We start from the raw sequence: 14,872 nt of genomic DNA, 5'->3' as shown, positions 1-14,872 counted from the left end.
CTGTTTTTAGCAACGCTTAAATGTTAATACAATTGTGATTCCCGTGCCGATCCCTGCCCCTACTCCTGCACAGGCTGCCGAACTTGCGGCTACTGTGGCTGAAATTGCGCATACCGGGGTTGTCTCTACTTGTACATCTCCGCTTCCTTGCATTGCTTCCATTTCTTTTTTGCTTAATTCTTCAAATGATTGTCCTATAATTTTTTCCATGTTCTTTCTCTCCTTTTTTCAATTAATTTTTTAGTTTTAAATTACTGTTTTTAGCAACGTTTAAATGTTAATACAATTGTGATCCCCGTGCCGATCCCTGCTCCTACTCCTGCACAGGCTGCCGAACTTGCGGCTACTGTGGCTGAAATTGCGCATACCGGGGTTGTCTCTGCTTGTACATCTCCACTTCCTTGCATTGCTTCCATTTCTTTTTTGCTTAATTCTTCAAATGATTGTCCTATAATTTTTTCCATGTTTTTTCCCTCCCTATTCTTATTATCTATTAACACCATTTTACTGATGCAAGTGCGCCAATTCCAATACCGATAGTAAAACCACAAATTGGGGTAGTTTCAGGTTGAACATCCCCGCTGCCCTGCATTTTTTTCATTTCTTCCTCTGTTAATTCTTCAAATGCCTTTCCTACGATTTTTTCCACGTTTCTTCTCTCCTTTTTCTAATTTTTTTATTATTTTAGTGTTGCTTAATTTATTTTAGATAACGACTGATAGCCATTTACCTTCCCATAACCAAAATATTTATCCAATCCTGGAGTCCCTATGTCTACTCCTCCAGCTTTTAATAACTTATTTACAACTTGATTTTGTGGATAAATACCATACCGTTGATAATACTTTTCATAAATAGTTGCAACAACTCCCGAAACTGCTGGTGTTGCCAAACTAGTACCTCCACTAAACATATAACCTTGGGGAATTCCTAATGCACCCAACCCGTTATCTAAATATACTGGATACGTTGTGAATATAAACTCATTCAAATCCAGCTGCCCCTCATCATTATAAATATCTCCACCTGGTGCTACAAAATCAATTTCATTTCCATAATTACTATAAGAAGATTTATTATCATTTCTTCGAGTCGCACCAATTGTAAAAAGATTTTTCATTCCACCTGGCAAATGTATTTTTCTTTCCCTTAATTTCAATGCATCTAAATCAAGACCATCATTTCCAGCTGAAGCTAGTACAAAAACATGATTTTTTTTAGCAAACTTGATTGCTCGTTCATACGCTGTAATTGTTAGTCGTTCTTCTTTACTATTATCTTTTTTATACGTACCCAAGCTCAAATTTATAATTTGATTCTTATCCTTAACTGCCTGAATAACCGCCTGTATTGTCCAGATAGAGTCGCCTGTTGTCGCGTTTATTACTTTATAAGGAGTCACTTTTACATCCGGAGCTACTTGAGTCAAGACACCTGTTACCATCGTCCCATGACCATTTTCATCTATAATTGATTCATCATTTGAAACAAAACTCTTTGCGTTTTCCAAAGTTAAATTCTTTTGAAAATATGCACTTTCAGTATCGATGCCACTATCAATAACAGCTACTTTAATATTTTTTCCAGTCGCAATTGCATATGACTGTTTATTACTTGTAACATCATCAACATGCCAACTTAATAAGTCTAATAAGGATGAACTTTTTCTAGAAAAAAGTGCCTGTCTGTTATCGATTCTTTTGACATCATCAAAATTTGTTGTAACGTCCGTGATTTTGATACTCTCTGTTTCTACTTTGGACATTTGACCTGATTTTTCAGAAAGTTTTTCAATCTGCGTAATATTTTCAATTGTTTCCAACTCTTCTAAGGTTACGTTTTCCAAATGAACCATATCAATTTCTTCTATCACTGTTTGTTTGATTGAAGGGTTAATATCATATACAAGCTGAGTGAGTTGAGTGACTTCTTTTTTATCATTCAGCAAAAAGGTTTGCTCAACTAGGTTTATTTGATTTTCACCAAAAGCACTTATCCCCAAACTTAAAGCTGCGAACGCTCCCAATACGCTAACCAATATAATGTGAATCAAGTATCTCCTCATCCTAATCTCCTTTTAATTTATTTTTTATACTGCTTCTTGTAATTTTTCCTGTAATTTTTCTCCAGAATAAATTTTATGATATAAACCCTTTTTAGCCATCAATTCACTATGCCGTCCATCTTCTACAATGCAGCCTTTGTCCATGACAATAATTCTATCAAAATGCTTGATTGTGTTAAGCCGATGGGAAACTACAATACAAGGTGTAGCATCATTGATGATATTATTCATGATAAAATTATCGGAAATATTATCTAAAGAACTCGTTGGTTCATCTAAAATCAATAATGATGGGTCTTTTATTAACGCTCTCGCGATTGAAATCCTTTGTTTTTGACCACCTGAAAGATTCATACCTCCTTCTGAAATTTGAGTTTCAAATCCCAACGGCATATCTTTTATGATTTCATCCACTCTGGATTTAGTTACTGCCTCATTAAATTTAGTTAAAGCAACAGATTTATTTTTCAAAACAAGATTTTCATAAAGTGTCGTATTAAAAATTGCTGGATCTTGATTCACAATAGCAATTTCTTTATTCAATGTATTTTTCTCAATATCGTTTACATCTACCCCATTGATTTTCACACTTCCATCTGTTGCTGGATACATTCCTGAAATCAATTTCAATAATGTACTTTTACCAGATCCACTTGGGCCGACAATTGCAACTTTTTCACCATGTTCAATAGTTAAATTCAGATTTTTTATTAAATGCTTTTCAAAATAGCTATACCTGAATGAAACATTTTCCAATTCTAATTTTTCAAATGTTTTTATTTCTTTACTGTCTTTCTTATTTTCATTTGTTTTTTGCAATAAAATATCATTGATTTTTCTAAAGTAAGATTTCAACATTAATAATGAAGAAAATGAACTTAAAAGAGTAATGATTGGTGCTAAGAAAGATAATGCTAATGAATTAAAACTTACCAATTCGCCTATTGTTAATCGTTGTTGTTGTACTTCTAGAATTCCAAAAGAAGTAATCAGGAATGGCAATACAAATTGAATCGATGTTGATATATTACCTATCCAAGAACTATAACGACCTTTTTCCTCCTGTATATCCAGTTGTTGACTAAAATTATTTTCCCAAGTAGTATAAAAATGTTCCTCCATTCCTAATGACTTTACTGTCTCCATTCCTTCAAATAACTCTACTAAGTTGTTTTGTACTTTACTTTGAGATAGCATTTCTCTATCCGCAACACTTCGTAACTTTTTCGAGTTCATTACTGAAAATGCTGCAATTATCAATGTAGTTACTACTGTTAAAAGAGCCATTCTAGGGGAATAGTAGACCATCAAAGTAAGATACACCACAAGAAAAATCAAGTCTATTCCAGTCGTTATCATCTGTTGACTCAGTATTTGTTGAATATAAGTTGTAAGATTAGAGCGAAAAATCAAATCTCCTGTTGATCGATTTACAAAAAACTTCAATGGTAGCTCCATCACTTTTTTCATAAATTTCCTCATTAAATTTTTCTCAAAATTCTTTTGAAATTTTGCTATAATCAACCCTCGAGTTACTTGAAGTAAATAATTCGAACAAAATAACATAACCAATACCACAACAAAGAATAATGAAATATTTTTATTCTGTGATAATAGAGACAAGTTGTCCACAAGGGTTGTTGTAAGAATAGGGACTAGTAGTGACAAGCATTGAGCCAATAACGTAAAGAGAATCAATAAACCAATCTTTAGCTTTTGTGTTTTTAGAATGGTTTGCAATACTTCCCATGATTTATTTTTCTTTTTTTCTGGTATTTTATTTGGTACTTCTACAATTTCCAAAATCACCTCTGAAAAATGTTCTGTGAACTCTTCATAAGAAAGTATTTTTTTTCCTTGCGCTGGGTCAATGATAACTATTTTATTTTTAACAACTTTTTCAAATACTACAAAATGACGTTTATTCCAAAAACAGATGCATGGATTAGTCAAAGTTTTAAAATAGCTATAGTCTTTTATACGTACTCCTTTTGTCCTTATTCCATAATGAGAACATACCTCCTGTAAATCTAAAAGCGTATTACCACCTTTAGGAACACCGTATTTGTCTCTCAAACTATTTAAATCTTCTTTTATTTTAAAATAGTTCAAAATCATACAAACAGAAGTCAAACCACATTCACTATGTTCATTTTGTTCTAAAATCGGTATTCGTTTCTTCATAACTCTCACTTCCTTTTAATCCAACATTAAAACATTAGGTACCTTTTCAGGGGAGGCAATTCTTAAAAGTTCATACCCTATCCCACTTAAGCCATCAAATAAAGTAACGCTCGGTATGTTTTTAAGTCCTAAAAGCTTGTAGCTGGAATTTGCGAGCAGTTGTTCTTTATACTGATTGATTCTTCTCTTTAATTCTTTATCTGCATAATTTGATTCAGAAAGTTGTATAAGAAATTCGATATTTCCATAATTACCATGGCATAAGCCATCATTATTTAATTCATTTTCCAATACATTGTTCGCAGCGATCCTTACTTCATCCAGCATTACTTCATCCTGAATATTTGAACTAAGTAAGCTCAATCGGCTCATTCCAATCCCAGCAGATCCATGACACCAAAAGTGTTTTCCGTTTGCTTCGCCCTCTCTTAAGTCTTGCCACGTTTGCTTTTGTACACTGAAGGTTTTTCTTTCCAACAATAATGCTTGCCATATTTTTTCTTTGACATTCTCAGTGTATCCTGCAACCTGTGCAAAGGAATTTAGTGCTGTTAAAATTCCAGAATATCCATGGGCAAAACCGCCCACTTTAATTTCTGAAATATCTATTTTTTCAACTACTTGATCTGCCGATTTTAAATAGAAATCATCATTTGTAACTTTATACAACTCTACCAATACTTTTAAAAAGCCTGCTAAACCACCAACCCAATCTGGTTGCAACGAAGAATTATTCGTACATTCAATTAGATCCTCAACCATTGTTCTAGCTTTGCCTAAATACAAATCGTTCTTAGAATCTTTACATAATTGAGTATACAAATATAGAATACTTCCTAGACCAGAGAACATATCTGTATTCGCTGGTTTAAATGGATTCTCTTTAAAAAGATAGTTATTTAATGCATCAATAACTTCTTGATAGCTTTGGCTTGGTTTAATTTTGTTTAAATTGTAAAAGAAAAGGTAAATCCCTTGGAGTCCTTCATACAGTCCATAATAAACTGCACTATTTGACCAATTATCATAGCTGTCCACTTGTAACTTTTGCCAAGTCACTGTTTTTTTGTTTTCCCCCCAAATAGCTCGATCCAATAAAAAGTCTCCAATAGCAATTGCTTTAGACAAAGCTGTCTTTTTCGTTGTTTCCTCTTTAGCTGATGTAATTACTAACTCTTCCAAACCTCCGTCGTACAATCCCAATGACAATGTTAATAAATTCAATTGTTGCTGAAACTCTTTCTCGGTAAGATTTTTGATCTTATTCACTGTACGGTTAATTGGCTTTTCTGCGTAATAATCTGAAATAATTGATCCATCTGATGCAATCAAATCTTTTGTTCCTGTATTATTAAAGAAAATAGGAATATCATGATTCAATAAATCTTCTACCTCAAAAGGAACAGCCCGCATGTCTTTATATGGGTATGCCCATATATTTTCAAACAATTTTTCACGTTCCTTATAATCCATAGTACAAGTAGGATGAGTTGAAAAATCTAACATGTCAGCGTATCGCTGCGTTGCTTTGATGACATTTCTTACCAAGCAATCATTGAATAAAAGCTCCACCCATTTTGCCACTGTATTCTTATTTTGAATAACAAACTGCATGAATGTAGTAAAACCGTCCAATATCATTTCACTATATTCTTCAAAGTTAAGTTGTGTCCCTTCTATTGATGGAATGTTCAATGCACCTTCCAAAATATGATCTTGATACTCATATTTCATATTTTCTGAATTAAGGTTTGTTAGTTTTAATACTTTAAATGGTAGTTTTTGTGTTCCACCACTCAATGCGCTAAACTGAACACCTTTTTTTTCCTTTTCTTCCTCAGCTACTCTCTCTTGAAATAATAAAGTTGGAACTAATCCTGTATTCACAACAGAATCTGTCGCAGAATATTTGAACTTTCCATAAGCATCCGTTCCCAATTTTATCGGCGGCTCATTTTGAATTAAGGTTTCAATGTCAATAATGACTGGAAATTTACCGTGCGCAATAATATTTTCAAAATGTAAATCATTTGCTTGTAAAATATAGGATAGTGCAATCAAATGACCAAACCCTTTATAAAATTCTCCCGCTTCTTTCTTATTTTCACATTCTTTAAATTCAACAAATTCTTCAAAAGTAAACGATTCTCCATAAATTCTCTTTACTTTATAAAATGAAAACTCAGAATGCTCTTCTATTTTCTTCAAAAAGATATTGAATCGTTCTCCTACTCTAAGATTTTTGAACTTAAAAGCCAATTTCTTTGTTTGATTGAATGTAACAATAATCACTGTTTTGCCTTTACCATGGCTATCACCCGCGCCAATTTTTAATTTAGTTATGTCCAAATTTTTTACTGATATATTCAACAGTTGAGAAATATCCTTTTTAGACTGATTTAAGGCATTAATAAACTCTTTAAAATTAGCAATAGAAAAAATCAATCGTTTTGCTAACAGTTTTGCTAGTACAGGATATTTTTCATAAAAAGTATTTAGCTGTTCATTGGTTGTAAAGTTATCTGCTAGGTAGGATAAGAAAGTAAACTCTTGATTATTCTCTTGTTGTTTTTTCTCATGGACATCCAAAACAACGGTTCGCATAATTATTCCTAACATATCTGTAGCAGCAAATTCGATATATTTGACCAGAGCTTCATCCGCTATATTTATCTCTGAGATATTTACTATCTTTTCAATCTCTTGGTTCAAATAGAGTAGGTGCTTGCGAATAATATAAGAAACATCACTGAATGTAGCTTCTATTTCGTGAGAAGTTTCATTCATCAACTCCATATGCAGTTGATACCAGTCTTGATCAGCTAATTTTTTTTCAAGGGTTTTCCTGTTTTCTCTTGTTAATTCTCTTAACCCTTTTTTATATTCATCTTCTGTAATTCCATAGATATCTAACTTAGTTTCAAACAACTTAGATCCCATTAATGATTTTCTTTCCAACCATTTTTTCAAATGCTGATTGTCCTCCTCATTAACTAATTCATCTGAAAAAAGCTGTCCACGTTCTTTCATTGTTGTAGCAAAAGCATATGATTGCTCATTTAATTTGTTTTCTAATACTGCATTTCTCATATCATTCACCTCGTTTTTTTCTTTTGAATTAACTTATACACTTAGTATAAAGTGAATTCTCTACTTTTTAGATTTTCATCAGTAGATGTCAAAAAAAGAACCGGATTGCCAATTTCTCTTGAAAACCAACAGTTTTGATATCAAAACTGTATTATTTTATTCCAATATTAGGATTAAAAATGAAATTTCCACAAAAATTTACTGAACATTCTTTTAGTTATTCTCCTATTAAATACGTTATAGTAGATTACTTGTTTCTCTATTGCCAAATAGAAAGTACATTTCATTTTTTTAGTCCACATTTCTTTCTATAAGATAGAAAAAACAAAAACGCGGGACATGCCTTTTTGAGTCATATATCAAGAACTTCCTTAACGGAATAAATGGTGAGAGGAGAAGAAAATGTTTTAAATAACGTGAAATATGTGATGATTTCTTTGGAAGAACTTGTATCTGAAGATCATTTAAATCGCAAAGTAGACGAAGCAATGGATTTTACCTTCATTTATCTAATCATTGAATCAACTTATTCAGCCTGACATCGAACGATAAAGGTTCAGGTAGATATCGTTTTAATTTCCCCGACAGAAAGTGAACTGAGAGAACGAAAAATAAGTAAAGTATATCCTGAGAGTGAATATTATGCAGAGGGAGAACGATGGAATCAATTTACTTATTGCACCCATACAGTTTTTGATGAGCAAGAGTTTATTTAGGATGTTATTATTACTCCTGAAAACCGTAATTTCTCAAATCTAGTTGAAGCTAATTGAGTAATTTCTCAAAGGATTTATGGTGATTATTGCTTATACCTGGAAAATCAAGTGTTGCCGTTTTTCTCTATTACTCTAGAAGGATACCTTGAACGAAGTACGGAAAATGGGGAAGATCGTTGTGCACACACGGCTAATTTTTGCTGTCATGAATTTAAAAAAAATTAGCCGCGTAAAGCTAGAAAAAGAATAGAAGCCTTTATTTTTTCACATTGTTTTCATTACCAAGATAAGAAAATACGCCCAACATTCTATTTTTGAATGTTGAACGTATTTGTCTGCAGTATGGATTCATAAATTGCTCTCTTGCTCTTAATAAATATAATTGTTCATTAGTCATTAAACTTCATTCTCATTTTTTACTACTGACTCACCTTATAAAATTACTGCGACTACTTTTCTGGCTTGTCTATACTTCGTAAATCTTCTGGAATAGTTGGTTCATATAGTGCCCCAAAGCAAAAAGTCTCTACCCCAACGCCACCAATAAACTCTAAAAATTTTTCAACCATAGCTGACTCCTCCTGTAATCTAAAATTATATTTAAAGTTATTTACTAAAGATGGTAATCGGGTTTGAACCGATGCTCAAGGTTTTGCAGACCTGTGCCCTACCACTTGGCTATACCATCAAAAATGAAACAATACTTTTGACCTTCTTTTGAACCTATTATTCGATCACTGCGTATACGTACGGGCTTAATGTTAAACAAGAGAAAAAACTTCCAAAAATAACTAAGTTTAGTATTCCTAAAGGAATCACATTAATGATTAATAATAGCATCATCACACTATTAGCAACTAGAGCTTTTCTTCTTAATTCCCTTTTTTTCTTCAAATCACTTATTGGATTTTTCTTTGTTGCTGCGGGTGCAAATTTATAAATTAGACTACTATTTATCAGCAATACTATAAGCAATATCTCCTTAGGTATAAGCACAAAATTTACTAGATAAAAAGGAATTCCAACAAACAAGATAAGAGAAATAATCGTACATTTTAGACTAGAATTTGAGTGTGCTCCATAAGCATATTTTCTAATATATAAAAATGCTATGTGAAATACTAAGACAGCTTTTGTAATGCCCAACATAAAGGATAATACATAAATAATGCTCAATTTTGAAAAATTTATCAAAATGATTTCTAAAGCCAACTTACATTTTAAATACTTTATTTTATCTGTCTCCGCATCAACATTTAATCGTTCGACTAAAAAAATTGCTGTGCGTTCTGTCAGACACATGCTTTTATTTATTACTTGCTTCACTTCCATCACCTCTATACTTCCAGTATAAACATGTTCATGAATGGTAAAATCTTTTATCCTAAAAAGCAGAATTTCCATCAAAACTGTAAATTTTCGTGATTTTCTCTAAGGACTGTCAACGTTGAATGCTTTATATATTCTAGTAACAGTATTTTTATTATTTTTAAACTCTATTACGCTAATTTTTTTTATTAATTTTCGACTTATCTTTAAGTATCTTTTTATTTTTTCGTATATTTCCTCCATTATTTCAATTTCAGAATCATCATAAATCATTAAAAGAAATGTTTGACCTTTAATTTCATTTAATTCTTTATATAGTTCATTTTTGTATATGTGAATTTTCTCCTGATCATATTGCTTAAGATATATGAAGCCTTGCGTAATAAAAATAAAGTGATCATTGTCGCTACCGATAGGTGGATGTAATGACTTTTCTTTTTCATTAAATAATTTGAATACATCATAAAACATATTGTCCCAGCCTTTCGCATTAGACTGATTTTCTAAAAAAGAAAAGTCTATTACTGCCAATCTCTCTAAAATCATCGTTCTTCCTCCTTTCTACTAATTAAAAAAATTCATAGTCATTAGCTTCCCTACTATCAGTGTAACCCACTCTAAATACTTATTATTATTCAAATCGTTAAAGAACAAAAAAAGGTCATAACTGTATAAAACACTTCTTACTCTTTTCCCTTTCATAAAAATAAATATCTAGACTACATAAATTTAATTATTATCTTTTATATTAAAAAAATTACTGCTATAATGATATTAATACACAAAAGGTGGGCAGGTTGTTCTTTATGGCAGAAATAACAGCATTAGTTATTCAAGCTCTAATTATATATGTCAGCATCAAATTATTTATAAAGGATAAAAGTTTTTTTTTAAAAGAAATCTTCGTCTTGTTACTTTTTTTGGTAAACAACAGTATTGTTCATATTAATCTAGGAATCTACACACTAATTTTCCAACTAATATTGTTATTTATCATCATTAGAATGCATGAACAAGACTGGAAACTAGATTTGATTATTTTGTCTACTGTATTAATAATCAATATTCTAGGTGATCATATTGCCAGTCTTCTCATTTCATTTTTCTTGAAACTACATCTATTTGACTCTCTTTCAGAAAATATAGTTCCATTTTTAATTTCATATGCAGTAATTACGTTTGGTATTATTTTAATTACTAGAAATTTTTCAAGCCACTTTTCTGATGCCATAAAATCAAATAGTACAAAAAATTTGTTCGCATTTGGTACCACTTCAACTCTTTTGCTTTTTTATCTGAATGTTTTATTTGAATTAATTTCGGGCAATAATCGTACTATTATCGAATTGAATCTACTCTTTTTTATCATTTTGATTCTTGTATCTTCAGTTTCAGTTCACTCGTATATCGATTCATTGAAAAGAACATACGAAATTGAAAAAAAAGAGACTGAAGTGAGAGCGATGCGTAAATATACTTCTGATTTAGAATATCAATATTTAGAGATGAGAAAGTTTAGACACGATTACCAAAATATTTTAACTTCATTGGAAGGATATTTTGTAAACAAGGATTATGATGCATTAGAAACTTATTTTTTTAATAATATCAAACCTACGGGGCGTCAAATAGAACAGTATAATTTTGAACTTGAAGACATAAGCCGACTGCATTTAGATGATATAAAAAGTATATTGACTGCTAAAATCATTTTGGCTCAAGAAAAAAAAATGAACGTATCTGTAGAAATTCAAGAAACAATTGACTTTATCAATATCCCCCATGTCTCACTTGTACGTATCCTAGGGATATTACTTGATAACGCAATCGAAGCCTTAGAAGAATTGCATGACGGTCTTTTACAAGTTGCGTTTATAAAACAGAAAAATTCAATACTTATCGTTATACAAAATACTTGTAAAACATCCATCCCAAAGATCTACCAATTAAAGAAACAAGGCTTTTCTACTAAAGGTTATAATAGGGGGTTAGGACTAACAAATTTACAAGAATTGATTGAGGCTTGCCCACAATGTACTTCAGAAACCCTTATAGTTGATTCTACATTTATTCAAAAAATTATTATCCATAATAAAACTTAAGGAGTGTCTAGATATGTTATCAATTTTTATTTGTGAAGACGAAACAGAGCAGCGAAAAAATATTGAGCGCTATGTTAAAAATACGATTATGATTGAAGACTATGACATGGAGTTAGTTATCTCCTCAGCAGATCCTCATGAGATCTTAGAGTTTGTTAAAACACATCCCAAAACAACAGGATTGTACTTTTTAGACGTTGATTTAAAACATGAAATGTCTGGTATTGCTTTAGCTTCTGAGATAAGGGAACAAGATGATTTAGGCAAAATCGTTTTTGTTACAACACATGCTGAACTTTCGTACTTAACATTTACTTACAAAGTTGAAGCAATGGACTATATCATCAAAGACCATCCTGAACACATTCAAAAACGTATACAGGAATGTGTTCATACTGCTTTTAAACGTTACAAAAATGATCGACAAGAAAAAAAGAACATCTTTAAAATTAATGTGGGCGATAAAGTCCATGTCATAAATCATGAAGATATTCTCTTTTTTGAGACCTCTCCCACTCCACATAAAATTATATTACACTTGGATAATTCTCAGCTTGAATTTTACGGAGCAATCAAGGAACTAGTATCCATCTCAGATGATTTCTATCGCTGTCATAAATCATTTGTCATAAACAAAAAAAACATTAAAAAAATTCATAAAAAAGAACGGGAGGTAGAGATGAACAACGGAGAAATCTGTTATATTTCAACAAGATTTATGAAAAATCTTATTGAGAATAGCTAAAAAATCTCATTGTTACTCATTAATATTTTCTTACGCTAGTCAATTTATCATTTCCTAATTGAACGCACCTAGTTTTTCATTTCACCTAGTGGCAGTTCTTAATTTCAGTACACAAAAACAATGAAGAGTACTCTTCATTGTTTTTGTGTACTATATTTTATGCTTATCCTCTATAATATCAACTGAACTAGTCTATTGATATAGTTTACGCATTACAGGATAACTTTTTTCATTATCTAAATACAAACTGTCCTGATGACAAACTATTTTTATTACTTATCTCTTCTATCTTTTCTTTAAATGAATTTAAGATACAAAATAGTTATTCCTACTCTCTATAAAAATCTCCCTATTTATGATACGGTTCCCCTCGCATAATCCGAAACCCTCGATAAATCTGCTCCACCAAAACTAACCGCATCAATTGATGTGGATAAGTCAGCTTCCCAAACGACATCTGTTGCTGGCTTCTCTTCAAGACCTCATCACTCAATCCCAACGAACCACCGATCACAAACGCCAACTGACTCTTCCCATTGATTCCCAACATTTCGATTTCCTTTGAAAACTCTTCACTACTAAACTGCTTCCCATTAATCGCCAAAACAAAAACATGATCTTGATCTCCAATTTTCGCTAAAATCCGATCTCCTTCTTTACCTTTAACTTGAAGCATCTCTGCTTCGCTTAAATTTTCCGGTGCTTTTTCATCTGCTACTTCAATGATTTCTACTTTTGCATAACTTTTCAATCGTTTTAAGTATTCATTGATTCCTTGAACCAGATATTTTTCTTTTAACTTCCCTACAGTAATAATTTTTATTTTCAACAGTTTCACGTCTCTTTCGGTTTTAATTCTTTTACTTGTTAACAATTTTATCATGAATATTTTGACTCTTCCACATACTTTCCCACAAAGTTATACACATATGCACAGACTTATCCACAGGTTAGTGCTGAATTATTCCTTATTTTACAGTATTTCAAGATACAAACACATATTCCCGTTTATTTATCCACATTATCCACATTTTGTGGATAACTTTTTCACAGAAGTTTTCCGCTTATTTTAAAAAGTTTTTCACACTTTACTGTGTATAAGTATTCCAACAATAACATTTTTTCATTAATTGTATCTGTTTTTCTCCCTAACTTGTTCATAAAAAATTCAAAGCTATTGGGTAGACTAAAGGTGTCTTGAAAGACTATACTAAATATAATAAATAATGATAATTAATTAGGAGGTTGCTTGTATGCAAAAGAAAGATGTTACACCTGATTCAGATAAAAAGCAAAATGGCTTATTCAAAAAATTTGGGATTGGTTTAGTTGGGGGCTTGCTCGGTGGAGCATTAGCTTTTGGTGGCGCTTATGCGATCATGGGTCAAAATTCGCCTTCATCTAATTCACCTACAACAACGAGCACAGTAAAAAACAACAAGGGCGACACAAAAGTGACGAATGTTAATTTAGATGTCAATAGTGACGTGACCAAAGCGGTTGATAAAGTAAAAGATTCAGTGGTTTCAGTAATCAACTTGCAAAGTCCTAGCCAAAATAGTGATGCCAGTGGTTTTGGCAGTATCTTTGGTGGAAATGATGGAAACGGCTCTAATAACGCTGAGTCTGACGGTAGCGATTTACAAGCTGCCAGTGAAGGTAGCGGAGTAATCTACAAAAAAGACGGTAAAACAGCGTATATCGTGACTAATAATCATGTAGTGGATCAAGCCAAAGGTTTAGAAGTTGTTTTACACGATGGTACAAAAGTGAAAGGTGAATTAGTTGGTACGGATTCTTACACTGACCTTGCTGTGATCAAAATTTCTTCAGATAAAGTGGACTCCATTGCTGAATTTGGTAATTCTGATAACTTGAAAATCGGTGAGCCTGCTCTAGCAATCGGTTCACCATTAGGCTCAGCTTATGCCAACTCAGTAACGCAAGGAATTATTTCTTCTGTGAATAGAAATATCCAAAATGAAAATAACGGTCAAGCAATCAACATCAACGCAATTCAAACAGATGCAGCTATCAATCCTGGTAACTCAGGTGGTCCTTTGGTAAATATCGAAGGTCAAGTGGTCGGGATCAACTCTGTTAAAATCGTTCAATCTGAAAGTCAAGTCAGTGTTGAAGGAATGGGCTTTGCGATTCCAAGTAATGATGTAGTCAATATCATTAATCAATTAGAAAAAGAAGGAAAAGTGACTCGTCCAGCATTGGGGATTACAATGGAAGAATTGACGAATGTTTCAACGCAACAAAGAAAAGAAATCTTGAAACTTCCTGAGTCTGTCCAAATGGGTGTACTTGTTCGTTCTGTTCAAACAGCGACACCAGCGGATAAAGCCGGTCTTGAACGCTACGATGTTATCACTAAAATCGATGACAAAGAGATCAACTCTGTCACTGATTTACAAAGCACACTTTACAAGAAAAAAGTTGGTGAGAAGATGAAAATCACTTTCTATCGTGATGGAAAGGAACAAAACGTCAATGTTGAATTAACCATCGACCAATCCGCATTAAAACAAAATTCATCTAACTCAAATAATTCACAAAATCCATAATTGAGTGAACTAAAAAAGCTTGCTTCATACACCATCAACAAATAAAAGCCCGAAACAAAACTGCAAAA

At 32.1% G+C, this 14,872-nt stretch carries 14 protein-coding genes and 1 tRNA gene; 4 read left to right on the top strand and 11 right to left on the bottom strand.

Annotated features, from left to right (window positions below; genetic code table 11):
- Nucleotides 1-6: 6 nt before the first annotated feature.
- Genes I580_RS14055 through lanM form a run of 6 tightly spaced genes read right to left on the bottom strand, consistent with a single transcriptional unit; the run spans nt 7 to nt 7,339 of the window.
- Complete coding sequence (locus I580_RS14055; RefSeq protein WP_010772180.1) at nt 7-210, bottom strand: lichenicidin A2 family type 2 lantibiotic; 204 nt, start codon at nt 208-210, stop codon at nt 7-9.
- Nucleotides 211-260: 50 nt separating this feature from the next.
- Nucleotides 261-464, bottom strand: a complete 204-nt coding sequence (locus I580_RS14050) for a lichenicidin A2 family type 2 lantibiotic (RefSeq protein WP_010772179.1) — start codon at nt 462-464, stop codon at nt 261-263.
- A gap of 29 nt (nt 465-493) precedes the next feature.
- Nucleotides 494-649, bottom strand: a complete 156-nt coding sequence (locus I580_RS14045) for a mersacidin family lantibiotic (RefSeq protein WP_010772178.1) — start codon at nt 647-649, stop codon at nt 494-496.
- Between the two features lie 45 nt (nt 650-694).
- On the bottom strand, nt 695-2,053 hold the full coding sequence (locus I580_RS14040) for a S8 family peptidase (protein ID WP_167324176.1): 1,359 nt from the start codon (nt 2,051-2,053) through the stop codon (nt 695-697).
- A 36-nt stretch (nt 2,054-2,089) separates the two neighbouring features.
- Nucleotides 2,090-4,249 (bottom strand): peptidase domain-containing ABC transporter, encoded by a 2,160-nt coding sequence (locus tag I580_RS14035; RefSeq protein WP_010772176.1) that lies wholly within the window; start codon nt 4,247-4,249, stop codon nt 2,090-2,092.
- 15 nt (nt 4,250-4,264) lie between these two features.
- Nucleotides 4,265-7,339 (bottom strand): type 2 lanthipeptide synthetase LanM, encoded by a 3,075-nt coding sequence (lanM, locus tag I580_RS14030; RefSeq protein ID WP_010772175.1) that lies wholly within the window; start codon nt 7,337-7,339, stop codon nt 4,265-4,267.
- A 383-nt stretch (nt 7,340-7,722) separates the two neighbouring features.
- On the opposite strand from lanM, the gene I580_RS17015 reads away from it, so the two are divergent.
- Nucleotides 7,723-7,878, top strand: coding sequence for a hypothetical protein (locus I580_RS17015; protein WP_155855918.1), 156 nt, complete (start codon nt 7,723-7,725; stop codon nt 7,876-7,878).
- Nucleotides 7,879-8,504: 626 nt separating this feature from the next.
- Here I580_RS17015 and I580_RS16840 read toward each other — a convergent pair.
- The 4 genes from I580_RS16840 to I580_RS14015 form a co-directional block, all read right to left on the bottom strand.
- A complete protein-coding gene (locus I580_RS16840) occupies nt 8,505-8,624 on the bottom strand; it encodes a cyclic lactone autoinducer peptide (protein WP_010772174.1) in 120 nt (39 codons plus the stop codon).
- 48 nt (nt 8,625-8,672) lie between these two features.
- Nucleotides 8,673-8,743 (bottom strand) — tRNA-Cys (locus tag I580_RS14025).
- 38 nt (nt 8,744-8,781) lie between these two features.
- Nucleotides 8,782-9,387 (bottom strand): accessory gene regulator B family protein, encoded by a 606-nt coding sequence (locus tag I580_RS14020; RefSeq protein ID WP_167324175.1) that lies wholly within the window; start codon nt 9,385-9,387, stop codon nt 8,782-8,784.
- A gap of 99 nt (nt 9,388-9,486) precedes the next feature.
- A complete protein-coding gene (locus I580_RS14015; RefSeq protein WP_010772172.1) occupies nt 9,487-9,930 on the bottom strand; it encodes a hypothetical protein in 444 nt (147 codons plus the stop codon).
- 260 nt (nt 9,931-10,190) lie between these two features.
- Here I580_RS14015 and I580_RS14010 point away from each other — a divergent pair, with 260 nt between their 5' ends.
- Both I580_RS14010 and I580_RS14005 read left to right on the top strand, forming a co-directional pair.
- Entirely contained in the window at nt 10,191-11,486 is a 1,296-nt protein-coding gene (locus tag I580_RS14010; RefSeq protein ID WP_010772171.1) for a sensor histidine kinase, read from the top strand.
- A gap of 13 nt (nt 11,487-11,499) precedes the next feature.
- Nucleotides 11,500-12,231 (top strand): LytR/AlgR family response regulator transcription factor, encoded by a 732-nt coding sequence (locus I580_RS14005; RefSeq protein WP_010772170.1) that lies wholly within the window; start codon nt 11,500-11,502, stop codon nt 12,229-12,231.
- A gap of 349 nt (nt 12,232-12,580) precedes the next feature.
- Here I580_RS14005 and rlmH read toward each other — a convergent pair whose 3' ends face one another.
- Complete coding sequence (rlmH, locus tag I580_RS14000; RefSeq protein WP_034860325.1) at nt 12,581-13,060, bottom strand: 23S rRNA (pseudouridine(1915)-N(3))-methyltransferase RlmH; 480 nt, start codon at nt 13,058-13,060, stop codon at nt 12,581-12,583.
- Between the two features lie 424 nt (nt 13,061-13,484).
- Here rlmH and I580_RS13995 point away from each other — a divergent pair, with 424 nt between their 5' ends.
- Complete coding sequence (locus I580_RS13995; RefSeq protein ID WP_010772168.1) at nt 13,485-14,804, top strand: S1C family serine protease; 1,320 nt, start codon at nt 13,485-13,487, stop codon at nt 14,802-14,804.
- The last annotated feature ends 68 nt before the right edge of the window (nt 14,805-14,872 follow it).

It is taken from the genome of Enterococcus caccae ATCC BAA-1240 (assembly GCF_000407145.1).
Taxonomy (GTDB): domain Bacteria; phylum Bacillota; class Bacilli; order Lactobacillales; family Enterococcaceae; genus Enterococcus_L; species Enterococcus_L caccae.
This window is presented reverse-complemented; position numbering and strand designations above follow the sequence as displayed.